Origin of the sequence: Streptomyces sp. NPDC001717, from assembly GCF_042892775.1 — a bacterium.
In the GTDB taxonomy this organism is placed as follows: domain Bacteria; phylum Actinomycetota; class Actinomycetes; order Streptomycetales; family Streptomycetaceae; genus Streptomyces.
In genome coordinates this window covers 26,480-49,223 of sequence record NZ_JBIAUK010000019.1, presented here as the reverse complement: position 1 = coordinate 49,223, position 22,744 = coordinate 26,480, and the positions used below count along the sequence as shown (strand labels likewise).

Sequence of the window (22,744 nt, the reverse complement as noted above, 5' to 3'; positions counted from 1 at the left end):
GTCCGGCCCGTACACGGGACGGCGCCGACCGGCGGTTGCCGGTCGACGCCGTCACGTGACGCCGGCGCCGTCAGGCCAGGACCACCGGGAGGTCGAACAGGTCGTTCTGGGTGACCACGGGCTTGTTGCGGAGCTCTTCGCGGGAGACCGCGAGGCGCAGCCCCGGGAAGCGCGCGTACAGGGCAGGCAGGGCCACGCCCGCCTCCAGCCGCGACAGGGCCGCGCCCGGGCAGACGTGCGGGCCGTGCCCGAAGGAGATGTGCCGGTTCGGGGTCCGGGTGACGTCGAACGCGTCGGCGTTCTCGCCGAACTGCTCCTCGTCCCGGCCGATCGCGCCGAAGGACACGATCAGGCCCTCACCCTTGGGCAGCACCCGGTCCCCGACCTCGATGTCCTCGGTGGCGAACCGGATCAGCACGTGCGAGGTCGGGGTCGACCAGCGCAGCGTCTCCTCGATCACGTTCTCCCACGGCACCTCGCCCTTGAGTACCAGGGCCCGCTGCTCCGGGTGGGTCTCCAGGGCCACCACCGCGTTGACGATCAGGCTGATGGTGGTCTCGTGACCGGCGGCGACCATCAACTGGAGGGTGTTCTGGATCTCCTCGGCGGTGAGCCGGTCGCCGTTCTCGGCGGCCGCCAGCAGCGCGCTGGTCAGGTCGTCGCCGGGCTCGGCGCGCCGCTCCTCGATGATGCGGCGGAACAGGACGCCGAGGTCGCCCAGTACCTGCAGCACCTCCTGCGGCGGAGTCTGCGTGGAGAAGAACTTGTCGAACAGGGCCTTCATCTGCGGCAGGTCGGCCGCGTCGACGCCCATCAGCCCGGCGATCACGTTCATCGGCAGCGGGTACGCGAACTCCGCCTTCAGGTCGACCGTTCCGCCCGCCGGGAGCTCGGCCAGCCGGTCCAGCATGCCCTCCGTCAGCGCCTCGATGTCCGACCGCAGCCGTTCCACCCGGCGGGCGGTCAGCGCCTGCGCGACCAGCGTGCGCAGACGGCGGTGGTCCTCGCCGTCGACGGTCAGCATGGACCGGCCCGGGTTGGCCAGACCGATCAGCGGCCAGTCGAGGGGTATCTCGCCGCGCTGCCAGGCGCCCCAGACGTCGATGTCCTTGACCAGCCGGGGGTCGGTCAGGAGCTTGCGCGTCTCGGCCTGCCGGGTGACGGCGTAGCAGGCGACGCCACCGGGCAGCACCACGCGGGCGAGCGGACCGGCCGCGCGCAGCCGGGCGCTCTCGCCGTCCAGGTCGGTGACGAAGGGGTCCAGCGCGATCGGGGCGTCGGCATCGGCCCCGCCGGCGGCGGCGGTGTGGTCGAAGGGGCACGTCATCGGGTGGCTCCAAGGGCGGGTGTCGGGGTGTAGGTCACGGGGAGGGCGGTGAGACCGCGCAGCCACGGCGACGGGCGACGGGCGAGGTCCTGCGCGGGCACCGCGAGGTCCATGTCGGGCAGCCGGTCGAGGAGGACCTCGATACCGGTGCGGGCGATGGTCTCGGCGATCTCCTGGGCCGGGAAGGGGCAGCGGTGCTCGCCGTGGCCGAAGGAGAAGAAGGCGTTGTTGCCGCCGGTGAGGGCGCCGCCGTCGGTCCGCACGTGCGGGTCGGCGTTGGCGGCGGCCAGGCCGAGCAGCACCAGGTCACCGGCGGCGATTCCGCGCCCGCCGAGCCGGGTGTCACGGGAGGCCCAGCGACCGGCCACGTTCTGCGTCGGGGTGTCCTCCCACAGCACCTCGTTCATGGCCTCCGCGACGCTGTGCCGGCCGCCGGCCAGGGAGGCCGCGAACCGGTCGTCGGTGAGCATCAGCCGCAGCGAGTTGCCGATCCAGTCGGCGGTGGGCTGGTGGCCCGCGGCCAGCATCACCATCAGGTCCTGGGCGACCTCGACGGGGGTGAAGCCCGACCGGTTGGCGAGCATCCGGGACACCACGTCGTCACCGGGGGCCTCCGACTTGGCGGCGAGCAGATCGCCCATGGCGGCGCTGATGTGGGCCTGCCCCTCCAGGGCCCGTTCCTGACCGTTGATCATGTCGTTCATGGCGGTGACCAGGCCGGGACCCTGCTCGTCCGGGAATCCGAAGATGCTGGCGAGCACCCGCAGCGGCAGGAGCATCGCGTACTCGGCGACGATGTCGCAGGAGCCCTTGCCGCACAGCCCGTCGATGAGCTCGTCGGCGAAGCGCTCCGTACGGGCCTTGAGGCCGAAGGGGTCCATCGCCTCCAGCGCGCCGGAGACCACCGCGGCGCGCTGCCCGTGGCGTTCGCCGACGGTGTACAGGATCGACGGCTGGTCGCGGCCGATCATGGGCAGCAGGGGCCAGTCGGCGGGGATGTGCTCCCACTGGTTCCAGAGCCCGGAGTCGCGGGAGAACAGCGCGGGGTCACTGGTGACCTGGTGCAGCTCCCGGTAGCCGAGGACCAGCCAGGCCGGTATGCCGCCGTCCAGGACGACGGGGGCGACCGGGCCGTGGTCGCGGCGCATCTGCCGGTACAGGTCCTGGGGGTCGGTCTGGAACCGGGGGCCGCTCAGTGGGACGGGCTGCGGCTCGGGGGTGGTCACGGGGCGGGCTCCGGGGTCTTCTGCTGGATCGGCTGCGGGGGGCGGGCGGCGACGGTCCGCAGGTGTTCGACGAGGGAGATCAGCACCTGCTTGCTGGACTCCCTGGAGCGGGCGTCGCAGAACACCAGCGGTACGTCCTCGGCGAGGTCGAGGGCGTCGCGGACCTCCTCCGGGGTGTGCGTCGGGCCGCCGAAGTCGTTGCAGGCGACGAGGAAGGGCGTGCCGTGGTGCTCCAGGCGGTCGATGGCGTACCAGGAGTCGGCGAGCCGGCGGGTGTCGACGAGGACCACGGCGCCGAGGGTGCCGGCGAACAGCCGGTCCCACAGGAACCAGAACCGTTCCTGGCCGGGCGCCCCGAACAGGTAGAGGACGTTGTGGGCGTCGAGGGAGATCCGGCCGAAGTCGAAGGCGACGGTGGTGGTGGACTTCCCGGCGATGCCCTCGGTGCGGTCGACGGCTTGACCCGCCTGGGTCATGGTCTCCTCGGTGTTCAGCGGGCGGATCTCGCTGACCGAGCGGACCAGGGTGGTCTTGCCGACTCCGAACCCGCCCACGACGACGATCTTCAGACCGTTGTCGGCGGTGCTGTGCAGGGTCAGGCGCTGTGCGGGCTGTTCAGAGGTTGCGGAGTCCAACGAGCACCTGCTCCAGGATGTCGGGGTCGAGAAGGCTGTGGGCGGTGGCACGCGGGTGCCGGGCGCTGATCCGCCCGGTGCCGTGCAGGTCGGCGAGCAGGATCCGGACGATGGACACGGGCAGACCGAGCTCCGCGGCGACCTCCACGACGGCCGTCGGGAAACGGCACAGGCGCAGGATCGCGGAGTGCTCGGACTGCATGCCCGGCACCGGATCGCACTCGGCGAGCACCAGGGTGACCAGGTCGAACGCGTCCGAACCGGAGCTGCTGCGGCCGCCGGTGAGGGTGTAGAGCCGGTCCGGGGAGTCGTCCCGGCCCGGCCTGCCGCGGCTCATCCCCTGGGCCTCGCGACCAGGTGCTCGCCCAACTGCTCCACCAGTTCGGCCATGTTGTGGCCGACGATTCCGGCGTCGGCCTCCTCGTCGGCGACGAGTGCGACGTGGGCGCCCTCTCCGGCCTCCACGATGAACAGGATGCCGCCGTAGAACTCGGCCATCGCGGAGCGGACGCCGCCGGTGCCGTCGCCGAACTCGACCGAGGCGCCGTGCGAGAGGCTCTGGATGCCCGCGGCGATCGCGGCGAGCTGGTCGGCCTGGTCGACCGACAGCCCGGAGGTCCGGCACAGCTTGAGTCCGTCCCGGGACAGGACCAGGGCGTGCCGGGCGTCGGGGGTGCGCTCCAGGAGGTTCTCCAGGAGCCAGCTGAGCGTCTCGTCGGTGGTGGTGCCGGTCATCGGGTATTGCCTTCCGGGTGCGGGGGGTTCGGGGTTGCCGGCTCGTGCGGGGGTACGAGCGGCTCGGATTCGGGCGCGTCGGGTGCGGTCTGGCCGGTGCCCCGGACCGCCTGGCGGAAGCTGCCGAAGCGGGCCACCGATCCGGCGGCCGCACCGGACCTCGGGGTCTGCGCGGCGGCCCGGGCGGTGGCCTCGGGACCGTCGGGGTGGGCCGCGGCCATGGTGCGGCCCCTCTTGCGCCGGGGGAGGGCGCCGTCGACGGGCAGGCCGTCGCCCTCACCGGGCCCGTCGTGGACCGCTTCCGGCTCGCCGCCGGACTCCGGGGCGGTCCGGGCGGCCGGGATGCGGACGGGGGCCCGGTCCTGGTCTCGGTCCTGGTCGCGGCGGCCCGTACGGGAGGGCAGCTGTCCCGGAGCCTCACCCGGCGCCGGGACCGCGCGGGCGGGCCCGGGAGGCAGGGCCACCGTGGGTGCGGCCGGCGTCACGGCCGGGGTGCGGCTGATCAGGTCCTGCGGGATCAGCATCAGCGCACCGGTACCGCCGCGGGCGGACGGCCGGAAGGACACCGTCAGGCCGTACTTGCGCGCCAGGCGGCCCACGACGGCCAGGCCGAGCCGGGTCCCGGACAGACCGGCCAGGTCCTGCGGGTCCGAGCCGACGGCGGCCTCGGCCCGACGCAGTTGCACGTCGCTCATGACCAGACCGCTGTCTTCCACGGTGATGATGACCCCGGCCGGGACCTCCTCCACGTACACGTGGACCTCGGCGCTCGGCGGGGAGAAGTTCGCGGCGTTGTCCATGAGTTCGGCCAGCGCGTGCATCACGCCCTCGGCGGCGTGCCCCGCGACGGCGGCCTCGCTGGTGGAGTGCAGCCGCACCCGCTGGTAGCCCCCGATCCGGCCCATCGCCCCGCGCAGCACCGACTCCATGACGATGGGTCGGGCCCAGCGGCGTCCGGACCGCGCGCCGGTCAGCACGGCCACGGAGTCGGCCAGCCGGCCGGCCTGGGCGGTGCGGTGGTCCAGGTGCAGCAGGTCCGCGAGGACGTCCTCGTCGGCGTGCCGGTGCTCCATGTCGCGCAGGTCGGCGAGCATGCTCGTGGCCAGTGCCTGCATGCGACCGGCGGCATTGGCGGCCGCCGCCAGGGCGGCGGCCCGGCCCGACTCGGCGCGGCGCAGGTCGGCCTCCAGCCGGGCCGCTCCGGTCTCGCCCGCACGCACCAGCTCGGCGGTCCGCTCCGCGTGCTCCCTGGTGAGCCTTTCGACCGCCTCGGTACGGGCGGCCTCCAGGGCGGCGGTCTCGGCCGCGTGCTGCTGCTGCCGGGCGCCGGCCTCACGGCCCGCCTCGTGGGTGACGTGGGCGAGGTACGCGTCGCGGGAAGCGAGCTCCCGGGCGAGCGACTCGGCATGCGATCGGTGCTCGCGCGCGGTGCGGCTGTACCAGGAGACCGCGAACGCGGCGGCGGCCAGCAGCAGCACGCCGAAGCCGGCGAACCAGCCGAGGGGCGCCTGGACTCCGGTGGGCGCCGCGGCCACCGCCGCCGTGGCGAGCGTGCCGCCGCCGACTGCCGTCAGCAGCAGGGCGATCACGGAAGGGCGGAAGGGGGTGGGTGACGCCGACATCAACCAGACTCTCAGTACGGACGCAAAGGGAAGGGCAGGTTCCAGCCGTTAACGAGAGGTCACTATAAGTGAGTTGTCGATCAATTAGGAATACTGTTGATCAAATGGATGCCCACGAATGACCGAGCGGCCCGACTACCCGCCCGCAACCGGCCGTTCGCGTCTCACCGATCGGACCGATCCGGCGACGGCGAGGGCCCGACCGAAGTGGGGGAGAGGCGGCGGCCCCCTCACGGGCGGCCTGCCGTCCCGTGCCGGACGTGGTCATCCTCGGGGCGGTGGCCACCGGGTCGGCGTTGCCCGCCGTACGGGCACGGCTCGTGGCGGCCCGCCGGAACGACCACACCACGTTCGGCACGGTGGACGGCACGGTGCGGATGCGATCGGATCACAAGCTGCGCTTCGCGCTGGAGGACGGCTCCGAACTGCTCATCGGCAACCCGACCGTCGAGCCGGCCGACTCGCCTTCGTCGCCGCGCGCATGGGAGAGCGGCCGGGCCGGCTGTGCGGTGCCCGGAACCGACGGCTGATCCGCCACGACGGGCAGCCGGTCGTCTTCGTCACCGACGAGGGCGAGGTCGCGTGGCTGACGACGGACCGCGAGGAGTGCGAGCGGGTCCTGGCGCCCGCCACCCCGGTGCAACCCGACCCGCAGCGCCCGGTACGACGACCCCGAGGGGAGCGGCACATCGGGCGGGTCGTCTGCACACAGCAGCCCGGTTACCCCTCGGCCTCCCGGCGGTCCTTCTCGCGCCACTCGTCTTCGAGGATGCCGAACACTTCGGAGTCCCGCCAACCGTCCCGGATCAGCGCGGTGTGACGGTGACGCCCTTCCCATGTCATGCCGAGCCTGCCGAGCACCCGTGCCGACCCGAGGTTCCGCGGGTCACAGGTGGCGTGGATGCGGTGGAGGCCGAGCTCTCCGAACCCTCGCGCGAGCAGTTCCATCCCGATCGCCGTCCCGATGCCCCGTCCCCAGAGCCCGGGATGCACGACGTAGGTGATCTCGCCCTGACGCTGCCCCCGGCTCCGGATGTGGAGCTCACCCATCCCGACCACGTCGCCCTCGGCATGCGCCGCATAGGCGAACCGCTGCTGAGGTGAGTGCGTCCAGGCGTCGACCGCGGTCGCCACGAACGCGCGCGTCTGCGCTTCGGTGTTCGGCCCCCAGGTCTGGAAGCGGCAGACCTGGGCGAGGGAAGCCCAGGAGTGAACAGCTCGCCAATCCGCGAGCTCGATCCTGCTCAAGGTCACCGCATGTCGAGCCACGAGCCGATCTTGCCGGCTGCGCTCGCGCCCGGCCTACCGGTTCGGCAACCGGGACGGCGGGGGTAACTCCCGGCCGCTTCGGCTAAGTTGGTGCCCAGCCCTGCGTTTTTGCGGTCACCGGCGCAGTCCTTGAGGTGCGCTGTCTCCAGCTCCGGATTCATCACGGGACGAGGAGGAGAAATTACCAATTTTCCGCGCACTCGCTTCGCGGCCGCCGCGGTGTCAATCGGCTCAGGTTTGCTGCTTGGGTTGACAGGTCCGGCCGCCGGGAAATGGGACAATTCTGCGGGCGTCGCCGTAAGCGCTGTCTTTTCCGGCGGCTGGTCGTGGGCGTGCTACGCATTCATGGTGGGCTATCTCCGACGCTCCAAGCTCGAATCGATCGTGTTTTCGTCGCTCGGTTTGACGGTGGGTGTGGCGGCCTACTATCTGTTCAAAAACATCAGCCCCGTCGTCCCGCCGGGGTTGGACGCCGGCGCCGTCGAGCCCGGCGAAGGAATTCTCCACAAGGTCCTCCCGTGGACGATGGGGGCGTTCGTCCTGGGGGCGCCCGTAGGACTTCTGGGGAACCTCGCGCGAGCGCCGAGGTGGGGCGGGCTTCTCTTCCGGCTGATCATTCCGTTCGTAGCCTTCTACGAGACGTCCATGAGGCTGGAAGTGGAGGCGAGCACCGCGGATCCCGTCACCGCGATGACCTGGGGTGCCGTTCGGCTCGTCGCAGGGGCTGCCGCGTCGGCGCTGGTGGGCCACACGATCTGGAGCTGGTGGCACGGACGCCGTGGTGTTCGATCGTCGTCCCGGGCCGTTCCGCCGCTGTCGGCATCGAACCACGAGCATCCGACCGATTGAGAAGGCCTCCACCCACCGCCCACGGGCTGCCGGCCACCGTTCAGCGGTCTTGGCCGGTCGACCCGCCGCGACCGAACCGCCGATGACGACCGCGTCCGAGTCCGAGTCCGAGTGCGGGGGCGACGCCCCCTGGGGCGCGGTGGCAGGCCCTGTGCGCCTCGCCGGCCGGCGTGTGGCGAGAGAGCGAGCGACACGACGAACCGGATCGGCCAAACCGTTGTGCACATCGGTATTTCGTGGCCTCTGCCGGCGCCGAGTACGGTCGGATCCATGGAGTGGAATTTTCAGACTGCAGAAGAACTCGCGGCCGCCTTACGCGCCGGTGACGTGACATCGGTGGAGCTGACCGACGAGGCGATCGCTCGTATCGAGCGGGACGACAAGGCGATCAACGCGATCTGCGTGCCGGACTTCGACCGTGCGCGGGCCGCCGCGCGCGATGCCGACCAGGCGCGTGCCCGCGGCGAGGACCGGCCACTGCTCGGCATACCGGTGACGGTCAAGGAGTCGTACGACATCGCCGGGCTGCCCACGACCTGGGGCATGCCGACGCACCGGGACTTCGTGCCGGCCGAGGACGCGGTACAGGTGTCGCGGCTGCGGGCCGCCGGTGCGGTGGTGCTCGGCAAGACCAATGTGCCGTTGGGGCTGCAGGACGTGCAGAGCTTCAACGAGATCTACGGCACCACCAACAACCCGTGGGATCACGCCCGCACGTCGGGCGGATCGTCCGGTGGATCGGCGGCCGCCCTGGCGGCCGGCTTCGGCGCCTTGTCCATCGGCTCCGACATCGGCGGTTCGTTGCGCACCCCCGCGCACTTCTGCGGCGTCTACGCGCACAAGCCGACGCTCGGGTTGGCGGCGAACCGCGGCATGGTCCCGCCGACCGCGCCCGCATTGCCGGTCGACCTCGACCTCGCGGTCGTCGGCCCTATGGCGCGCACCGCCCGCGACCTCGCGCTCCTGCTGGACGTCATGGCCGGGCCGGACCCGCTGACGCTCGGCATGGCGCACGAGCTGGCGCTGCCGCTCGCACGACACCAGCGGCTGGGCGATTTCCGGGTCCTCGTCCTCGACGAGCATCCGTTCATTGCGACCGGGTCCGCTGTACGGGCCGGCGTGAACCGGGTGGCCGACGCACTCGCCGACGGCGGCGCACACGTCGAACGGCACACTCCGCTCCTGCCCGACCTGGCCGAAGCCGCGACGCTCTACGCGCAGTTGCTGTTCTCGGGCGCCGCTGCGCGGTTCCCCGTCGAAGCGTACGAGCAGCTTCGGGCCCGCGCCGCCGGCCTGCGCGCGGACGACCGGAGTCTCGACGCGGCGCGGCTGCGCGGGATGGTGCTCAGCCACCGCGACTGGATCGAGGCGAACGACCGTCGCGAGCTCCACCGCCACGGCTGGCGGCAGCTCTTCGCCCAGTTCGACGTCGTGGTGTGCCCCATCACTCCGACTCCCGCGTTCCCGCACGACCACGACCCCGATCTGTTGGAACGCCGGATCGACATCGACGGCGTCGAGTACCCGTACCTCGACCAGCTCGTCTGGGCCGGTCTGGCCACCATGCCCGGCCTGCCCGCCACCGCCGTACCGACGGGCCTGTCTCCTGACGGCCTGCCGGTGGGAGTGCAACTCATCGGCCCGATGTTCGAGGACCGCACCCCGCTGCGGCTGGCCGAACTGCTCGAACAGAGGATCGGCGGCTTCCAGGCGCCGAGGTAGGGCGGACTACCGGGTGTCCGTCGAGGATGCGGTGGGGAGGAGGCGCGGACGACACACGCGGGAGTGGCCGCCCCGGCCGTACTGCCGGGGCGGCTGACCCCACGCCGAGGTGCGCGTCATCGCCGGCCGTGCGGTGCGGTGCGGTTGTGTCAGGCCGCGCCGCCCCGTAGGGCGTGCTTCGCGATCACGCGGACGGAGGGAGCCGATCGCGCACCCACGCCGGATCGGGGTTGGTGTGTGGCCGGCCCGCCACGACGACGGTCGGCACGGTCTCGTTGCCGTCGTTGGCCGCTCTCACCGCTGCGGCACCTGCCGGGTCGCGCCAGATGTCGACCCAGTGCAACCGGCGGGCGCCGCGGCCCAGCCGGAGGCGAAGCCGTATGCAGTACTTGCAGCCCGGCCGCCAGTAGACGACCGGTCGGCCGTCGACCGCGCTGAGGCGTTGTGCCTCCTGCGCACCGATCGACTTCGGGAAGATCAGGGGTGAGTTCACGGCGGCGAGCGCCAGGAAGGCCGGAAGGACTGCTGCGGCCGTGCCGGGGTTCCCGCTGAAGAGCTTCCCAGCCGCGACGGCCGCGCCGCTGAGCACGAGCAGTATCGGCAGGATCCAGGCGCGCATCATGGTGGTGCATGCTATCGACGAGTCGAAACGTTCTTCGAACCGGTCCGCTCGCCAGGGTGTTCGCCGGACCCCGCGGCGCCCCCGTCCCGCCCTCGAACCGGGCCGACCCCTTCGCCGTGCGTGTACGGTCGTGACATGGATGCCGGCCACCAGCCAACGCTCGACGAGATCGAAGAACGCTTCGCCGCGCTGGTCGACGGTCGGCTCTCCCGGGACGAGGCGGACCGCTGGGCCGGGTGGTGGGTGGCCGTCGACGGGCTTGACTGGGACGACACCTCCTGGTGGGCACTGACCCTCCTCCACGGAATCGACCTTCCCGCGGACGAGAGCGGCGCCTACCTGCACGACGACGAGCAGGTACGTTCGTGGCTCGCCGAGCTGAGAAGACGCCGGACGATGTGACGACGTGCTCATGGCCGGCTGTGGCTGCCGCCCAGGCGCCGGTCACTGCCAGGCCGCGGGCCACGCCGTGCTCGCGTTCCGCATACCGCCCGCCGGGGCGCACCCACCCCGCGCGGCGCCGGGTATCCCGATTCCCCATGACGGCGCGGCCATTCCGGCTACGGTCGTAGAGCAGCAAGACGTGGTGCGTGAGTGAGGGGCGGCCGATGCCGACGGTGGTTGTGGGGTTCCGGCTGGGTCACACGGTCACCAGTCGGCAGGTGACGGTACTGGTCACGGAATCAGGTGTACTGCATCGCTCCCACGGGCCGTACGGACAGCCGCCCGAACTGGATCCGCCGAAGCTCCCGCAACGCCCCGCGGACCCCCACCCGCGGCGGATCAAAGGGGAACACATCCTGACCGGCCCGATCAGCCGCCTGCGCGAACTCCACGCCACCGCCACCGAGAAGGGCTACACCCAGGTCCTCATCGCACCGGCCTGCGTGCGCCTGGACGTGGAAGAGCGCCCGCTGCCCCCGGCGCAGAGTCCACGCCGTGCCCGACCGCACCCCGAACTGACCGCAGCCTTCATCGGGACCGCACCCGGCACCGCGCAACCCCTCGACGCCGCCGTCGAAGAGTTCCGGACGGCGCTCGGGCTACCCGTCCGACAGCGCGACGTCACCTCGCACCCCCGCCAGGCACACATCCCACCGCGCACCGAGGCCCTGCTGCGCACCCTCGCCCAGGGCACGCCGATCGCCTCGCCCAACCGTCCCGCTGTGGGCTGGACGGTGACGCCCCGGTCCGTGACCCTCCGCGTCGGCCGAACCGCCGAAACCATGGACCGTTCGGCAGTCCTCGAACTCCAGGCAGCGCTCACCGCCTGGCTCCGCTTCACGCACCCGAACACCCCCACCCCGCCGCCCTCTTGAGGGCGGAGCCCTTCGAACGGGGTGGGATGGTCGCAGCATGAGATCGAATGGCAATGCGACCGGCACCCCCACGCATGAAGTCCTCCTCCCCGCTCCTGGCGGCGGTCGACTGTGGGCCGAGCGCAGCGGCACCGGCACTCCGGTGGTCCTCCTGCACGGCGCCGGCATGGACTCACGGCTGTGGGATGCCATCGTCCCCGAACTCGCCCGCCACCACGATGTGATCCGCTACGACGCCTGCGGCCTCGCGCGCTCCACGCCCCCGGACCGGATGTTCTGCGACGTCGAGGATCTGGGGGCCGTGCTCGACCACTTCGGCCTTCACGCGGCCGCGCTGGTCGGGTTGAGCATGGGCGGGGAGACCGCGCTGGACTTCGTCCTCGCCCATCCCGAGCGGGTCAGCGCACTGGGCCTGGTCGGCGCCTCGTTCAGCGGTCACACATGGCCGCGCGACGCGCAGTCGTCGGCCTACGCCGCTGCCCGCCGGGAACAGGACGCGGCGACCCTCGCCGAGTTGGAGCTGTCGATCTGGGCCTCCATGGGCCGCACGGCTCCCGGAGGGGAACTGATCGAGGCGATGGTGACGCAGAATGCCCACCTGCGGATCGCCGGCGAGCAACAGCTCGCGTACTTCCCGGACCGCGATGCCGAAGCCCGGCTCGACGAGATCGCCGCGCCGACCCTGGTCATCCACGGTGACCGCGATCACCCCGAGATCGGCGAGATCGCCGAACGGCTCGTCGCCGGAATTCCCGGCGCCCGGGGCCGACTGATCGCGGACGCGGACCACTACCTGCCGCTGCGCACGCCCGGGCCCCTCACCGAGCTGCTGCTGGCGCACCTTGCCTGAAGCCCGGACCGACAACGGCGGTGCCGCACCTGCCCTACGGGCCGACGTACTCGAAGACGCCGCCGTGCGGGTGGCGCAGCACCGCACGACGGCCGTTCGGGGTGGGCTGAACGGGCATCACGACTTCGGCTCCTCCTGCCTCCGCCCCCTCGACCGCGGCGTCCAGGTCGGCAACGGCGAGAGTCGCCGACACGCCCGCGACACGCTCCGCCGCCTCGTCGGGCCCGGCGAACAGAAGGAACGGCCCGACGCCTGCCAGGTCGACCCCGGCGAAGGCGAACCGCGATGCGGTGCTTCCGGTCAACTTCTCGTAGAACGGCACAGCCGCATCCAGATCCTCGACACGCTGACGCACGACCACTGAATCGATGGCCATGGTCAACATCATCACACCTGCACGCGTGCCCGCGAAGGTCGCTCTGTCGACCCCACATGACTTTGCTGCCAGGCGAGTTCAAGTCGAGGTCTGACGCCGGAGGCTGAACGACCCGGAGCCACCGAGTCCACGGCTCACTGGATCAGGGTCGTGTGCGGGTGCTCCGGGGACTCCGGGCAGACGTAGAGCTGCAGATGGTTGCCCTTCGAGACCTGGACCCGGGGCGGATTCGCCGCGTTGGCGCCGGGGAGGGCGGCGAGGGCCTGGTCCTCGTACGGGATCCAGCCGTGCGTGCCGCTGTCCCATTCACCCGAGGCGATCGTCAGCAGCGGATCCATCCCGTTTCCGCATGCGGTGCAGAACCGGGCGATGGGGTCCGTGAGGCCCCACGGAGCCCAGCCTCCGACCTTCCAGCCGGGGGCTTCGGCGAGATGGCTGCCGTAGAAGGCCTGCGGATACGGGGCGTACGAGGCGTCCAGGCCGGCACCGGCCGCCCGCCACCTGTCCCAGTCCTCCAGCTGCTGCCGCAATTCCGCGCTCAGCTCAAGGAAGTTGGGGTATTCGATGATCTGTTCCGGTGCGAGAACGCACGGTTCCGGCACGTATCCGTCCCAGTCCAGTTCGAACCGTCCGTGCGGCGCGGCGAGGACGTCGGTGACCTCGGCGGCGATACGCCAATGCAGTGCGGTCGGAGGCTTCTCGTCCGGCTCGTGCTCGAAGGGGCACCACAGCACCTGGAGGAGATCCGCCCGCCCGGGGGGCCGCAGGAGGGGTACGTCGCGCAGGTACAGCTGGGCGACGGGCAGCAGAGGGAAGCGGCCCTCGCGCTCGATCCACTCGCCGTCCAGCAGCTCGCCCCAGCCGTGCAGTCCGTCGCAGTACGGCCACGGCTCATCGGCGGGCCACAACAATGGGCCGCCGATCGAACTCACGTACGGCGACGTGGCCCCGGGGCGGGGGTGCAACCGGATCGCCGGGCGTGCCAGTGGGCCGAGTTGGGGGAAGACCGTGCTGACGTCCAGCGGCCGGGGCGGGGTGGTGCGGATCATGGTCATGGTGGTGATGCTGCCGGCTGTCACCGACAACCTGGTGCCGACTGATCCACATGTGCCGTCCGGTCGCCAGGACCAGCTGATACCGCTCCGGATCCAGCCGCCCGATGAGCGCCGGAATGCGCCGGGGCCGATGAGGCGAGTCGCAGGCGGGCCGGCGCACGGCGGTTCAGCGTGCCGATCCGGGGATGGAGGGTGAGGGGGCGAAGTGGATCTTCTGGGGTCCCTTCCCGTCACCCTTCCAGTCGAGGAACACGATCACGGGCCGACCCCGGCGGCGGCCGCGGCGACGGTGACCGCCACCAGTACCGCCGAGAGTCGCCGGGCGGGGGATGTCCTGAGCATGGTGGTGTCTCGTGGATCGAGTGAAGAGTGACCGGCACAACGAGGGGGCCCCGAGAAGGAAGCGCCCCGGTGCGGCGCGTCGACGAACCGGCCGGTTCGCGCGCTTTCCGCGAGTGGCCCCCGGGCACCGGCCGCGGCGATACGGTGGTGACACACCTCGGTTCTTCCCTCTGGAGGCCTCGATGCACGAACGGCCGGCCCCCGCCCAGCGCCAGGCCGTTGCCTGATGCCCATTCCGCCTGGGGCCCGCAGGGCCCGCATCGCCTTCTCGGACTCCGCCGCCAAGCAGCTGGAGAACATCTCGACCGAGGCCGAGCTCCACTCCCTGGACCGCACCCTGGTCGTACTCTCGGTCGATCCCGACATCGGCGAGCCGCTCCCGGGCGACACGGCCGGCCCTCGGCTGCGCCAGTACGTCGACCGGGTCGAAGCCGTTCGCGTCCTGTACTTCGTCACCGCCCTGCGCACCGTGGTGGTGGTGGCGTACATCGAGGTCTGACCCGCGGGGCCGCGCCATGCACGGGGCAGGCCGGGGAAGGCGAGGCGTTCCTCAGGCCGAGTCCGGTCCGTTCGCGCTGCCGAGGAGCCTGTCCACGAGGAGTTGCGGGTAGCCGGTGGCCGGAAGGTCGATGCCGAAGATCGCCCGGATGTAGAAGGGCGCGATCAGCTGGTCGAGGATCTGCTCCAGTGGTGGAGGGTCCTCACCCCGGGCCGTGGCCCGCTCGCGGATCTGCTCGATGGAGTGCATGCGCCGTCGGAATTGCCGGGCGCGGTCGGTCGGCGCCTGGGTGCTGCTCGGCATGGACAGGATGACGGCGCGTACGAGGGCGTGCCCCTCGGGTGTGCGCATGCTCGCGACGCTGGCTTCGGCCCAGGCGATGAGGTCACCGCGCAGGGAACCGGTGTCCTTCAGGGGCGAGTCGCGCTCCAGGCGGGTGGTGACCGTGTCCGCCAGTAGTGCGTCGAGGCTGCCCCAGCGCCGGTAGACGCTGGTGTGGTTGACGCCGGCGCGCTGCGCGATCGCGGGGATGTTGAGGTCTTCGCCCTCCGGGTCCGAGAGGAGGTCGACGACCGCTTGGTGGACGGCCGCGCGGACCTGTTCAGGACTCCTGCGGATGCGTGCGGCCGGTTGTTTCTGAGTCACACCCCAATCATAAGCACAGATATTTGCTTCCAGCCGTGCGAGGCCCTACAGTCGACCCCGCAAGCACAAATCTGTGCTTGCGGTTGCCGTCGAAGGAGACCGCCATGAAGCAGCTGCTGTTCCCGAACAACACCCAGTTCTGGTATGAGACCCTGCGCTCGATGAGCCACATCGCCTACGGCGGCGCCGACTTCGGCGAGGTCGTCTCCACCGCCGCGCGGATCACCGAAGGCGACTACGACAGCTGGTACACCGAGTGGTTCGCCACCGCCGGTCGCGTGTCGTCGGAAGCCGAGAAGGCCCTGGCCGCCGGCCACCGGATCAGCGCCCGCGACGCCTTCCTGCGCGCCTCGAACTACTACCGCTCCGCCGAGTTCTTCCTCCACGGCAAGGACTGCGACCCGCGTCACGACCACGCCTACGACCGCTCCGTCGAGTGCTTCAAGGCCGCCGCGGCCCTCTGCACCACCCCGCGCATCGAACCGGTCGAGATCCCGTACGAGAACACCACGCTGCCCGGCTACCTCTACCGCCCCGACGACTCGGGCACCGCCCGCCCGACGCTGATCATGCACAACGGCTTCGACGGCACCGCCGAGGAGATGCACTTCTTCGGTGCCCTCGCCGCCGTCGAACGCGGCTACACCGTGCTCGTCTTCGACGGCCCCGGCATGCCCGGTCCGCGCCACCACCAGGGTCTCGTCTTCCGCCCGGACTGGGAGAACGTCATCACCCCCGTGATCGACTTCGCCGAGACGATCCCGGAAGTCGACAACAGCCGCATCGCCCTCCTCGGCCTCAGCATGGGCGGAGTCCTCGCCCCCCGAGCGGCCGCCTTCGAGCACCGGTTGGCCGCGCTGATAGCCGTGGACGGCCTCTACGACCTCGGTCAGACGTCCGTCCGCAACATCCCCGGCGACCGCGACGAGGCCGAACGCCTCCTGCGGGCGCCGTCCGCCCCGGAACTCGACGCCGCCCTCGAACAGATCATGGCCAAGGACCCGATCGCCCGCTGGGCGCTCAACCACGGCATGTACGTCATGGGCGTCGACACGCCCCGCGCCTTCAACGCCTCCTACCTCGACTACACCCTCGCCGGCGGGATCGCCGAGAAGATCCAGTGCCCGACCCTCGTCTGCGACGCCGCGGAGGACGAGTTCTTCAAGGGCCAGCCCGAGCAGCTCTACGAACACCTCACCTGCCCCAAGACCCTCATGCTCTTCACCGCCGAGGAAGGCGCCGGCGCCCACTGCCACCCCGGCGCCACGCGCCACGCCAACGCCCGCATCTACGACTGGCTCGACGACACCCTCGCCCACACCCGCCCCTGACCCCCGCCCCACCGGGCACCGCCGAGAACCCGACCGTCCGAACCCACCCGAAGGACCACCCATGCCCCGCACCGGCATCAAGGCCGCCCTCACCGACCTGCTCCTCAACGAGGACATCACCCTGACCGAGGCCGCCGACCGGCACTTCACTCCCGACTACCGCCAGCGCACCGACGGCGAATGGGCCGACCGCTCCCAGTTCCTCGACCACATCGCCCACCTGCGCACGCTCGTCGCCTCGGGAGAGGTGGAGGTCCACGAAGAGCTCCACGACGGCGACAAGTACGCCGACCGGCACACCTGCCACATCACCAAGAAGGACGGCACGACCGTGAGCATGGAGGTCTACGTGTTCGCCGACATGGCCCCCGACGGCCGCTTCCGGCGCATCGAGGAGACCACCTTGCTGCTCAAGGGGTCCGACGCCGACCGCAACCTCGGCAGCGCTCGCTGACCGCCCCACCCCGCGAGGACACCGCGCACCGCCGCGAACACCGCACCCGTGACGCTCCGCCGGGCGCCGGACCCCGAGTCCGGCCCCGCGGCGGACGTGTGTTCGTTTTCGTGTGCGAGCGGTGTGGCGCCGGGCTGACCGCCCCGTTGTCCCAGGTCGCCCTGCCGGCCCACGCCCATCAGAAGTACGGGAACGGGCTGCAGCTCCCCGTGCTCATGGAACCGGGGACGTTCATGGCCTGCGTGGCGTGCGGCCTTCTCGTGGCGAGCAGGATCGACGACTGCTCGCTCCCCCGTCGAAGGCGCCGACGCCGGGCTGCTGTCCTGGGCGGACCTGCTCGCCGAGGGGGCGGGCGTGCCCCCGTCCGACCCCGCCCGCTCCGGCTCCCTCGGTCCCGTTGCCGTTCGGCGTGTGGCTCCGGCTGGTCCACCCCGAGCCACTGCCGCCCGTCCCCGCCTCGGGTTCCATGCCGGAGGACGTCCTCCGCGACGACCCGCCCCCGCCGAGTACCCATGACGTGTTCCGGATCGACTGGCAGGTCTTCCACCGAACCCTCGCCCGAATGCCGGCCGTCCGCACCCCATGGCTACGCGAGTTCACCGAGAACCTCATGCGGTAGACGCGAGCCGGCCCGCTCCACACCCATCCGCGCCGGGACAGCTGCCGTCAGCGGCCAACCCGAAGCGGTGTCCGCGCTGTTCACTCGGCCGAGGTGGTCGCGTGGGACAGTGCCACGCCGCCGATGATCAGGGCGAGGGCGAGGAGGCGGCCCGGGGTCGCCGGGTCCTTGTGGACCACGACGCCCAGTGTGATGGCGCCGGCCGCGCCGATCCCGGTGAAAACGGCGTAGGCCGTCCCGACCGGCAGGCCTTTCATCGCCAGGGACAGCAGATAGACGGCGACGGCGGCGAGCGCGAAGCAGAGCAGCGTCGGCAGCGGGCGGGTGAACCCGGCCGTCGGTTTGATGCTCTGCGACCAGGCGACCTCCACCAGGCCGGCGGCGATGAGGAGGAGCCAGCTCACAGGGATGCTCCCGTCGTGCGGGCGGCCTCCAGGGCGGCCGCGCGGGACTCGTCGTGCGCTCCGCGCCGACCGGCGAGGGCGGGGTCGGAGAGGGAGTTGACCAGCTCGGTGCCGAGGAAGGTCATGGCTTCCTCCGGCACGGCGAAGTGACCGGCGAAGAAGTCGCGCAGGTAGCGCTCCTGGTGGTCGTACGGGTGGCGCGGGGTGCCGGGGCCGTACGCCCCACCGCGGGCGTACGTCACGACGAAGCGCCGTCCGGGCAGGGACATGCGCGGGAAGGTGACCTGGTCGATCCAGGCCTTCAGGGCCGCCGGGATCGAGTAGTTGTACATCGGCGTGGCGATCAACACGACGTCGGCTGCGACGAGTTCGGACAGCAGCGGCTCGACGACGGCCCAGGCCGCCTCCTGCGCGGGAGTGCGCACGGCTTCCCGGTAGCGGGCGGGATCGGTGATCTCGTGCTCCAGGACGTAGTCGCACAACTCGGTCCATGCCTCGCCGATCTGCGGGACGGGGGACAGCGCCAGGTCGCGGTGGACGTGGATGCCGGCGGGGTGGTGCGCGCGCCAGGCGGCGGCCACGGCATCGCCGACCTCTCGGCTGAAGGACTGGCGGCGGGCGCTTGCATCGAGGTGCAGCAGCGTGCTCATGACGGAACCCCTCGGTCGACGGAAACAGTAACCGGACACGGCGTCCAGTTATACCCGACGAAAGGCGCAACCGGACACGGTGTCCAGTTATTCCGGTAGGCTGGGATGCCATGGAGACGAGTGAACGCGCGGACGCCGCCCGCAACCGGGCCAAGGTGCTCTCTGCCGCCGCCAGGCTTTTCGCCGCGGGTGATCCGCGCTCGGTCACGATGGAGGACATCGCACGGGCGGCGGACATCGGCCGCGGCACGCTCTATCGCCGCTACCCGGACGTCACGTCCATCGCGGCGGCCCTCCTCGACGAGCACGAACGCCGCCTGCAGGAAGAGCTGTTGCGTGGCGCCCCTCCACTGGGCCCCGGTGCGCCCCCACTCGAACGGCTCACCGCCTTCTACGCGGCCATGGTCGATCTGCTGGACACCCACGGCCACCTGGTACTGGGCGCCGAGACCGGCGAGAAGCGCTTCACCGTCGGGGCGTACGGCTTCTGGCGCGTCCATGTCCTCGTCCTGCTGCGCGAGTCCGGCGTCCCGGACCCGGAGGCACTGGTGGACAGCCTGCTCGCGCCCCTGGCGCCGGAGGTCTTCCTCCAGCAGCGCGCACAAGGAGTGACGCCGGACCGGATCAAAGAGGCGCTGGGGCGACTGGCACGCGCGCTGCCGACCGACGGAACAGACCGCGGGACCGGCAGCGGGACCGACCCGGCCGCTCCCTGACGAGCGGTGCGCTGGGGCTTTCCGCCGATGGGGTAGCGGGCCGGAGTCCGCTCCGTGCCCACCCCGCCAGTGGCATCAGCGACGGGTGGGCGTGAACAGCGCGAAGCGACCGGCGAGCCGGCCGCGGTCGCCGAGTTCCTCGCGAGAGTCCGACTCATGGCCATCGCCCAGCCGACGTGGGGGGACGGTGGCCGCCGGTCAGCGCTGGCGGGTGAGGATCCCGGTTGCCGCTCCGGTCTGGTAGCGGACCCGGTTGTCGTCCAGCAGGGTGAGCGTCTGCTCGCCGATGCTCTTGCACCTGCCGCTGGGGATGCTCTCGGTGACCATCGTGTCGAGTTCGATCGTGCTGGAGTCGGCGGCCACGAGGGTGCCCGTTCCCCTGCACTGGATCGAGCTGCCGGTCGCGTTGCTGGTGGTGCGCGTGGTGACCATTTCGTCGCCGACCTTCCCCTGCCGGATGGTCAGGCGCCGATGGTGTTCCCCGGTGTCGTCACTGATGGACCCCTCCCATACACCCAGGAAGACCGCCGGCACGGCGCCCGCGGGGGCGGCGGACACCGAGGGCGCCTGGTCCGGTCCCCGGCCGGCCGACGACGGGGTTTCCGGCGGCGTGCTGCGCGGGATCTGGGCCGGGGGAGGGGGGCTCGGCGCCTTGGCGGAGGTGGTCCATACCGTGGCTCCGATGCCCAGGACCGGTATCACGATGCCGATGACCCACCAGGCCCATCTGGGTGGATGGCCACCCGGGTTGCCCGATGCCAGGGGCGCCTGCCCGACGTGCGCCGTCTCCTCGTCACGCGTGTGGCTCATCTCTTCCAACTCCCCCTCCAGGACCGGACTCTGATCAAGGCTAGCCGGCGAACCGCAGGTCCCCGGCCTGAAGGGACGGATTCGCCTCGACGAACCCCCTCTCGACGGCAGCGGTCCGCAGGTCCGTCATGCCGCGCGCCGACACGACGTCCTGCGGCCGTCCCCACCGGCGCGGCGACGCACGGCAGTCGGCGTCCGTCGCTGCTGTGCCCTGCGCACCGGCAGCGGGCGGTCCCGGCCCCGTGTGCCTACGATTCGGTCCATGACGATGACAGGTGGCTCCCGCTGGTCCCTCTGCTCCCGGAACTCGTTCCTGTCGATCGGATCCGTCGGATCGACGCTGTCGATCGGATCCGTCGGCTCGTTCCTGTCGATCGGGTCGGTCGGCTCGGCCGCGTCCGTCCTCTCGGTCGGCTCGTGGGCGAGCCTCGGCTCACTGCTGTCCGCCGAATCCCGGTGGTCGGTCCTCTCCTGGCGCTCCCGCTCCGGCGTCATGGCCGCAGGCACGGCCGTGGCCTTGGCCTTGGCGACGACACTGGCCGTCACCCGGCGCGGCACCGAATGACGGACGTCGCGATCCCTTGACGCACTGCCGTTGGGCTCCACCGGACGGACCCGCCAGGCGGATTCCCCCTACGCCCCGTCGAAGTGGCGGCGGGCCGTTTCGATGTCCGCGATGTAGTGGTGGGTCCAGTCGCACAGGCTCGCCACGGTCGCGCGCAGGGCGCTGCCGGGCTCGGTGAGGGTGTACTCGACGCGCGGCGGGGCGGTGGGGTGGACCGTGCGTTCGACCAGGCCGTTGCGTTCCAGCAGGCGCAGGTTCTGGGTGAGCATCTTGTGGCTGATGCCCTCGACCTCGTCGCGCAGCGCGGTGAAGCGCAGCGTACGGTCCCCGATCGCCTCGATGATCAGCAGCGCCCGTTTGTTGGCGATGTCCGTGAAGATCTCCCGCGCCAGGAATCCGCTCGGGTCACATCGGCTTCGGCCGCGCAGGTCGAGCAGGCCTACGCCAACATCGACACCGCGATGACCGGGGTCGGCGGGCTTCGACGACGTGGCGAAGCCGACCGTCCACGTCGTCGACTGGACCCCCGACAAGATGCCCGCGCTCGTGGACGGCGTCGCCCGCGCGGCCAAGCGGTTGGGTGTCACCCTGGCGCCGCCGGCCACCCTGCTCGGAGTGGCGGCGCCGGCCGCTCCCGAGTACCTCGTCGAGATCGAGGCCACCGCCGTCCTGCACTGACGGCCGTCCGCCGTGGGGGACCTGGGGCGTGTGGACGTCGAAACCCATGACCGGGTGGACCGCCGGGCAGGTGGGAGCCGACGATCTCGGTCGCGCGGCGGTCACCAGTGGTCGGTCCGATGGGCTCGTGGTCCCGCGCCCGAGCACATGACAGGGTGGGGGCGTGAGCGAGGGACGGCCGAGGACACCCCTGTATCTGACGGTCGCGGTGAGCTGCGCAGCTTCACCCGCTGGGCGCGGTCCTTGGGCGAGGAGCCCGGCGGCCGGGTGGTCGCGCTTGACCAGGTGGCGGCGGACGAGGAGGAGGCGGAGCGGCTCCGGCTGGAATCCGGCGCGTTCGTCTACCGCGTACGGCGGCTGCGCACGCTGTCGGGAACGCCCGCGATGGTGGAGCGCACGACGTATCCGGAGCGGAGCGGCGAGGTCGAATGGTCCCAGGACCGCTACCTCCCGGGCACGGTCGCGTTCACCGTGCAGAGCTCGACGGCGACCTCGGCACTGGGGCGCCGGCTCGACCTCTGAACCGCCGCTCCGGCGCCCGCCCGCTCAGGCAGCCGGCACCGCAGGGGGTCGCAGCAACCCCTCCAGCAGCGGGCGGAAGTGGTCGAAGCCCGGCGTCGGCAGCTCCGGATCCTTCGCCCGCTCGTCCCAGCGGCGTACGGCGACGGCGTCCCGTGCGCCCGGGTCGGCCTCGAAGGCGCGCGCCTGTTCCTCCGTCATGGGGCCGCCCTGGACGCGCGCCGTGTGGACGGACGCCTCGGAGAGCAGGTCGAAGTAGCCGGGTTCGACGGCGCAGAGGTAGCGCTTCGCGGCGACGTGCAGCCGGACGGGCTCGGTCACCTCGGGGCCGAACCACTGCCCGAGCCAGTCGGCCCCGGTGTGGCTGTGCCGGTTGTCGGTCCCGTTCTCCATCAGGTCGCGTCCGGTGACCGCGCCCTGGAAGTGACCCACGTCGTGCAGCAGCGCGGCGGCCACCAGGTGGGGCGGGGCACCGGCCGCCTCGGCGAGGGCGCCGGCCTGGAGCATGTGCTGCGCCTGGGTGACCGCCTCGCCGAAGTACTCGGCGCTGCCCTCGCCCTCGAACAGCCGGGCCAGGACGTCGACGGGGTACGGGGCCGTGCTCATGCGGTGACTGCCTTCCTGCGGAGTACGGCGAGGGTGAACGCGAGGCCGTCGATGTCGGCGTAGGCGCCCTGGAGGTGCCGCTCGCCCGATTCGGCGAAGGCCGTACGGGCGTGCAGCAGCCGGGTGTTGTCGAAGATCAGGCAGTCGCCGGGGGCGAGCCGGAACTCCAGCCGGCGCTCGGGGCGCGACAGCAGCTCGCCGAAGCACCGGTAGGCGGCGTAGAACTCCTCCAACTCCGCGGCCGGCCGGCGCAGGGTGCCGATGGAGCGGTTGTTGAAGCGGATCTCCCGAATCCGGCC

29 protein-coding genes and 2 pseudogenes are annotated in these 22,744 nt (G+C 71.6%); 14 read left to right on the top strand and 17 right to left on the bottom strand.

Going from position 1 to position 22,744, the window contains the following annotated elements; all coding sequences use genetic code 11:
• Positions 1 to 70: 70 nt before the first annotated feature.
• The 6 genes from ACFYZL_RS26215 to ACFYZL_RS26190 are packed head-to-tail and all read right to left on the bottom strand — an operon-like array spanning position 71 to position 5,545.
• Positions 71 to 1,327, bottom strand: a complete 1,257-nt coding sequence (locus ACFYZL_RS26215; RefSeq protein WP_388682280.1) for a cytochrome P450 — start codon at positions 1,325 to 1,327, stop codon at positions 71 to 73.
• Positions 1,324 to 2,553, bottom strand: a complete 1,230-nt coding sequence (locus ACFYZL_RS26210) for a cytochrome P450 (protein WP_388682278.1) — start codon at positions 2,551 to 2,553, stop codon at positions 1,324 to 1,326. Before ACFYZL_RS26210 ends, ACFYZL_RS26215 begins: the two co-directional genes overlap by 4 nt.
• Complete coding sequence (locus ACFYZL_RS26205; protein ID WP_384747507.1) at positions 2,550 to 3,188, bottom strand: ATP/GTP-binding protein; 639 nt, start codon at positions 3,186 to 3,188, stop codon at positions 2,550 to 2,552. Before ACFYZL_RS26205 ends, ACFYZL_RS26210 begins: the two co-directional genes overlap by 4 nt.
• A complete protein-coding gene (locus ACFYZL_RS26200) occupies positions 3,169 to 3,525 on the bottom strand; it encodes a DUF742 domain-containing protein (protein WP_388682275.1) in 357 nt (118 codons plus the stop codon). Before ACFYZL_RS26200 ends, ACFYZL_RS26205 begins: the two co-directional genes overlap by 20 nt.
• Positions 3,522 to 3,923 carry a roadblock/LC7 domain-containing protein gene (locus ACFYZL_RS26195; RefSeq protein WP_384747501.1) on the bottom strand — a complete coding sequence of 134 codons (402 nt, stop codon included), beginning with the start codon at positions 3,921 to 3,923 and terminating at the stop codon, positions 3,522 to 3,524. Before ACFYZL_RS26195 ends, ACFYZL_RS26200 begins: the two co-directional genes overlap by 4 nt.
• Positions 3,920 to 5,545: an ATP-binding protein gene (locus ACFYZL_RS26190; RefSeq protein ID WP_388682272.1), complete on the bottom strand. Its 1,626-nt coding sequence runs from the start codon at positions 5,543 to 5,545 to the stop codon at positions 3,920 to 3,922. Before ACFYZL_RS26190 ends, ACFYZL_RS26195 begins: the two co-directional genes overlap by 4 nt.
• Positions 5,546 to 5,805: 260 nt before the next feature.
• Between ACFYZL_RS26190 and ACFYZL_RS26185 the strand changes: the two genes are divergently transcribed.
• Positions 5,806 to 6,075 (top strand): hypothetical protein, encoded by a 270-nt coding sequence (locus ACFYZL_RS26185; protein ID WP_384747496.1) that lies wholly within the window; start codon positions 5,806 to 5,808, stop codon positions 6,073 to 6,075.
• A 190-nt stretch (positions 6,076 to 6,265) separates the two neighbouring features.
• Here ACFYZL_RS26185 and ACFYZL_RS26180 read toward each other — a convergent pair whose 3' ends face one another.
• Positions 6,266 to 6,814, bottom strand: a complete 549-nt coding sequence (locus tag ACFYZL_RS26180) for a GNAT family N-acetyltransferase (RefSeq protein WP_384747493.1) — start codon at positions 6,812 to 6,814, stop codon at positions 6,266 to 6,268.
• Between the two features lie 345 nt (positions 6,815 to 7,159).
• Between ACFYZL_RS26180 and ACFYZL_RS26175 the strand changes: the two genes are divergently transcribed.
• Positions 7,160 to 7,663: a hypothetical protein gene (locus tag ACFYZL_RS26175; protein WP_384747491.1), complete on the top strand. Its 504-nt coding sequence runs from the start codon at positions 7,160 to 7,162 to the stop codon at positions 7,661 to 7,663.
• Between the two features lie 270 nt (positions 7,664 to 7,933).
• Positions 7,934 to 9,385, top strand: a complete 1,452-nt coding sequence (locus ACFYZL_RS26170; protein ID WP_384747489.1) for an amidase — start codon at positions 7,934 to 7,936, stop codon at positions 9,383 to 9,385.
• A 184-nt stretch (positions 9,386 to 9,569) separates the two neighbouring features.
• Here ACFYZL_RS26170 and ACFYZL_RS26165 read toward each other — a convergent pair whose 3' ends face one another.
• Positions 9,570 to 10,007, bottom strand: a complete 438-nt coding sequence (locus ACFYZL_RS26165; protein WP_384747486.1) for a glutaredoxin domain-containing protein — start codon at positions 10,005 to 10,007, stop codon at positions 9,570 to 9,572.
• A 135-nt stretch (positions 10,008 to 10,142) separates the two neighbouring features.
• Between ACFYZL_RS26165 and ACFYZL_RS26160 the strand changes: the two genes are divergently transcribed.
• The 3 genes from ACFYZL_RS26160 (at position 10,143) to ACFYZL_RS26150 (ending at position 12,176) form a co-directional block, all read left to right on the top strand.
• Positions 10,143 to 10,409, top strand: coding sequence for a hypothetical protein (locus ACFYZL_RS26160; RefSeq protein ID WP_384747483.1), 267 nt, complete (start codon positions 10,143 to 10,145; stop codon positions 10,407 to 10,409).
• A 206-nt stretch (positions 10,410 to 10,615) separates the two neighbouring features.
• Positions 10,616 to 11,326 (top strand): hypothetical protein, encoded by a 711-nt coding sequence (locus tag ACFYZL_RS26155; RefSeq protein WP_388682266.1) that lies wholly within the window; start codon positions 10,616 to 10,618, stop codon positions 11,324 to 11,326.
• A gap of 37 nt (positions 11,327 to 11,363) precedes the next feature.
• Positions 11,364 to 12,176: an alpha/beta fold hydrolase gene (locus tag ACFYZL_RS26150; RefSeq protein WP_388682263.1), complete on the top strand. Its 813-nt coding sequence runs from the start codon at positions 11,364 to 11,366 to the stop codon at positions 12,174 to 12,176.
• Between the two features lie 34 nt (positions 12,177 to 12,210).
• On the opposite strand, the gene ACFYZL_RS26145 is transcribed toward ACFYZL_RS26150, so the two are convergent.
• Both ACFYZL_RS26145 and ACFYZL_RS26140 read right to left on the bottom strand, forming a co-directional pair.
• Entirely contained in the window at positions 12,211 to 12,552 is a 342-nt protein-coding gene (locus tag ACFYZL_RS26145; protein WP_384747475.1) for a VOC family protein, read from the bottom strand.
• A 134-nt stretch (positions 12,553 to 12,686) separates the two neighbouring features.
• The gene (locus ACFYZL_RS26140; RefSeq protein ID WP_388682430.1) at positions 12,687 to 13,601 is read right to left on the bottom strand and encodes a hypothetical protein; all 915 of its coding nucleotides are present in this window, start codon (positions 13,599 to 13,601) and stop codon (positions 12,687 to 12,689) included.
• 574 nt (positions 13,602 to 14,175) lie between these two features.
• Between ACFYZL_RS26140 and ACFYZL_RS26135 the strand changes: the two genes are divergently transcribed.
• A complete protein-coding gene (locus tag ACFYZL_RS26135) occupies positions 14,176 to 14,448 on the top strand; it encodes a hypothetical protein (protein ID WP_384747472.1) in 273 nt (90 codons plus the stop codon).
• 51 nt (positions 14,449 to 14,499) lie between these two features.
• Here ACFYZL_RS26135 and ACFYZL_RS26130 read toward each other — a convergent pair whose 3' ends face one another.
• Positions 14,500 to 15,093, bottom strand: a complete 594-nt coding sequence (locus ACFYZL_RS26130) for a TetR/AcrR family transcriptional regulator C-terminal ligand-binding domain-containing protein (RefSeq protein ID WP_384747469.1) — start codon at positions 15,091 to 15,093, stop codon at positions 14,500 to 14,502.
• A gap of 104 nt (positions 15,094 to 15,197) precedes the next feature.
• Here ACFYZL_RS26130 and ACFYZL_RS26125 point away from each other — a divergent pair, with 104 nt between their 5' ends.
• The 3 genes from ACFYZL_RS26125 (at position 15,198) to ACFYZL_RS26115 (ending at position 17,497) form a co-directional block, all read left to right on the top strand.
• Positions 15,198 to 16,424 carry an alpha/beta fold hydrolase gene (locus ACFYZL_RS26125; RefSeq protein WP_388682259.1) on the top strand — a complete coding sequence of 409 codons (1,227 nt, stop codon included), beginning with the start codon at positions 15,198 to 15,200 and terminating at the stop codon, positions 16,422 to 16,424.
• Between the two features lie 61 nt (positions 16,425 to 16,485).
• Positions 16,486 to 16,878: a nuclear transport factor 2 family protein gene (locus ACFYZL_RS26120; RefSeq protein ID WP_384747463.1), complete on the top strand. Its 393-nt coding sequence runs from the start codon at positions 16,486 to 16,488 to the stop codon at positions 16,876 to 16,878.
• A 397-nt stretch (positions 16,879 to 17,275) separates the two neighbouring features.
• On the top strand, positions 17,276 to 17,497 hold the full coding sequence (locus ACFYZL_RS26115; RefSeq protein ID WP_388682256.1) for a hypothetical protein: 222 nt from the start codon (positions 17,276 to 17,278) through the stop codon (positions 17,495 to 17,497).
• 80 nt (positions 17,498 to 17,577) lie between these two features.
• Here ACFYZL_RS26115 and ACFYZL_RS26110 read toward each other — a convergent pair whose 3' ends face one another.
• Together ACFYZL_RS26110 and ACFYZL_RS26105 are read right to left on the bottom strand one after the other, a co-directional pair.
• A complete protein-coding gene (locus ACFYZL_RS26110) occupies positions 17,578 to 17,901 on the bottom strand; it encodes a DMT family transporter (protein WP_384747461.1) in 324 nt (107 codons plus the stop codon).
• Positions 17,898 to 18,551: an FMN-dependent NADH-azoreductase gene (locus tag ACFYZL_RS26105; protein WP_384747458.1), complete on the bottom strand. Its 654-nt coding sequence runs from the start codon at positions 18,549 to 18,551 to the stop codon at positions 17,898 to 17,900. Before ACFYZL_RS26105 ends, ACFYZL_RS26110 begins: the two co-directional genes overlap by 4 nt.
• Before the next feature lie 110 nt (positions 18,552 to 18,661).
• On the opposite strand from ACFYZL_RS26105, the gene ACFYZL_RS26100 reads away from it, so the two are divergent.
• Positions 18,662 to 19,267, top strand: coding sequence for a TetR/AcrR family transcriptional regulator (locus ACFYZL_RS26100; RefSeq protein ID WP_384747455.1), 606 nt, complete (start codon positions 18,662 to 18,664; stop codon positions 19,265 to 19,267).
• Positions 19,268 to 19,465: 198 nt separating this feature from the next.
• On the opposite strand, the gene ACFYZL_RS26095 is transcribed toward ACFYZL_RS26100, so the two are convergent.
• Positions 19,466 to 20,077 carry a hypothetical protein gene (locus ACFYZL_RS26095; RefSeq protein WP_384747453.1) on the bottom strand — a complete coding sequence of 204 codons (612 nt, stop codon included), beginning with the start codon at positions 20,075 to 20,077 and terminating at the stop codon, positions 19,466 to 19,468.
• Between the two features lie 262 nt (positions 20,078 to 20,339).
• On the opposite strand from ACFYZL_RS26095, the gene ACFYZL_RS26090 reads away from it, so the two are divergent.
• A complete protein-coding gene (locus ACFYZL_RS26090; protein ID WP_388682251.1) occupies positions 20,340 to 20,642 on the top strand; it encodes a hypothetical protein in 303 nt (100 codons plus the stop codon).
• Between the two features lie 68 nt (positions 20,643 to 20,710).
• Here the strand turns inward: ACFYZL_RS26090 and ACFYZL_RS26085 are convergent.
• Positions 20,711 to 21,051: pseudogene (locus ACFYZL_RS26085) on the bottom strand (winged helix-turn-helix transcriptional regulator).
• Positions 21,052 to 21,061: 10 nt separating this feature from the next.
• Here ACFYZL_RS26085 and ACFYZL_RS26080 point away from each other — a divergent pair.
• Positions 21,062 to 21,320: pseudogene (locus ACFYZL_RS26080) on the top strand (Rid family hydrolase); the annotation flags it as partial.
• A gap of 147 nt (positions 21,321 to 21,467) precedes the next feature.
• On the top strand, positions 21,468 to 21,842 hold the full coding sequence (locus ACFYZL_RS26075) for a UTRA domain-containing protein (protein WP_388682248.1): 375 nt from the start codon (positions 21,468 to 21,470) through the stop codon (positions 21,840 to 21,842).
• A 24-nt stretch (positions 21,843 to 21,866) separates the two neighbouring features.
• Here the strand turns inward: ACFYZL_RS26075 and ACFYZL_RS26070 are convergent, their stop codons facing one another.
• Positions 21,867 to 22,445 carry a phosphonate degradation HD-domain oxygenase gene (locus tag ACFYZL_RS26070; protein WP_388682245.1) on the bottom strand — a complete coding sequence of 193 codons (579 nt, stop codon included), beginning with the start codon at positions 22,443 to 22,445 and terminating at the stop codon, positions 21,867 to 21,869.
• Positions 22,442 to 22,729 carry a TauD/TfdA family dioxygenase gene (locus tag ACFYZL_RS26065; RefSeq protein ID WP_388682428.1) on the bottom strand — a complete coding sequence of 96 codons (288 nt, stop codon included), beginning with the start codon at positions 22,727 to 22,729 and terminating at the stop codon, positions 22,442 to 22,444. The genes ACFYZL_RS26070 and ACFYZL_RS26065 overlap by 4 nt, the downstream gene beginning before the upstream one ends.
• Positions 22,730 to 22,744 lie beyond the last annotated feature (15 nt).

Bases quoted from the DNA above. Each gene is read 5' to 3' on its own strand.
- ACFYZL_RS26215 (WP_388682280.1), bottom strand. From the start codon at position 1,327: ATGACGTGCCCCTTCGACCACACCGCCGCCGCCGGCGGGGCCGATGCC.
- ACFYZL_RS26200 (WP_388682275.1), bottom strand. From the start codon at position 3,525: ATGAGCCGCGGCAGGCCGGGCCGGGACGACTCCCCGGACCGGCTCTAC.
- ACFYZL_RS26195 (WP_384747501.1), bottom strand. From the start codon at position 3,923: ATGACCGGCACCACCACCGACGAGACGCTCAGCTGGCTCCTGGAGAAC.
- ACFYZL_RS26190 (WP_388682272.1), bottom strand. From the start codon at position 5,545: ATGTCGGCGTCACCCACCCCCTTCCGCCCTTCCGTGATCGCCCTGCTG.
- ACFYZL_RS26175 (WP_384747491.1), top strand. From the start codon at position 7,160: ATGGTGGGCTATCTCCGACGCTCCAAGCTCGAATCGATCGTGTTTTCG.
- ACFYZL_RS26170 (WP_384747489.1), top strand. From the start codon at position 7,934: ATGGAGTGGAATTTTCAGACTGCAGAAGAACTCGCGGCCGCCTTACGC.
- ACFYZL_RS26165 (WP_384747486.1), bottom strand. From the start codon at position 10,007: ATGATGCGCGCCTGGATCCTGCCGATACTGCTCGTGCTCAGCGGCGCG.
- ACFYZL_RS26160 (WP_384747483.1), top strand. From the start codon at position 10,143: ATGGATGCCGGCCACCAGCCAACGCTCGACGAGATCGAAGAACGCTTC.
- ACFYZL_RS26155 (WP_388682266.1), top strand. From the start codon at position 10,616: ATGCCGACGGTGGTTGTGGGGTTCCGGCTGGGTCACACGGTCACCAGT.
- ACFYZL_RS26150 (WP_388682263.1), top strand. From the start codon at position 11,364: ATGAGATCGAATGGCAATGCGACCGGCACCCCCACGCATGAAGTCCTC.
- ACFYZL_RS26145 (WP_384747475.1), bottom strand. From the start codon at position 12,552: ATGGCCATCGATTCAGTGGTCGTGCGTCAGCGTGTCGAGGATCTGGAT.
- ACFYZL_RS26140 (WP_388682430.1), bottom strand. From the start codon at position 13,601: ATGATCCGCACCACCCCGCCCCGGCCGCTGGACGTCAGCACGGTCTTC.
- ACFYZL_RS26135 (WP_384747472.1), top strand. From the start codon at position 14,176: ATGCCCATTCCGCCTGGGGCCCGCAGGGCCCGCATCGCCTTCTCGGAC.
- ACFYZL_RS26125 (WP_388682259.1), top strand. From the start codon at position 15,198: ATGAAGCAGCTGCTGTTCCCGAACAACACCCAGTTCTGGTATGAGACC.
- ACFYZL_RS26120 (WP_384747463.1), top strand. From the start codon at position 16,486: ATGCCCCGCACCGGCATCAAGGCCGCCCTCACCGACCTGCTCCTCAAC.
- ACFYZL_RS26105 (WP_384747458.1), bottom strand. From the start codon at position 18,551: ATGAGCACGCTGCTGCACCTCGATGCAAGCGCCCGCCGCCAGTCCTTC.
- ACFYZL_RS26100 (WP_384747455.1), top strand. From the start codon at position 18,662: ATGGAGACGAGTGAACGCGCGGACGCCGCCCGCAACCGGGCCAAGGTG.
- ACFYZL_RS26095 (WP_384747453.1), bottom strand. From the start codon at position 20,077: ATGAGCCACACGCGTGACGAGGAGACGGCGCACGTCGGGCAGGCGCCC.
- ACFYZL_RS26090 (WP_388682251.1), top strand. From the start codon at position 20,340: ATGACGATGACAGGTGGCTCCCGCTGGTCCCTCTGCTCCCGGAACTCG.
- ACFYZL_RS26075 (WP_388682248.1), top strand. From the start codon at position 21,468: ATGACAGGGTGGGGGCGTGAGCGAGGGACGGCCGAGGACACCCCTGTA.
- ACFYZL_RS26070 (WP_388682245.1), bottom strand. From the start codon at position 22,445: ATGAGCACGGCCCCGTACCCCGTCGACGTCCTGGCCCGGCTGTTCGAG.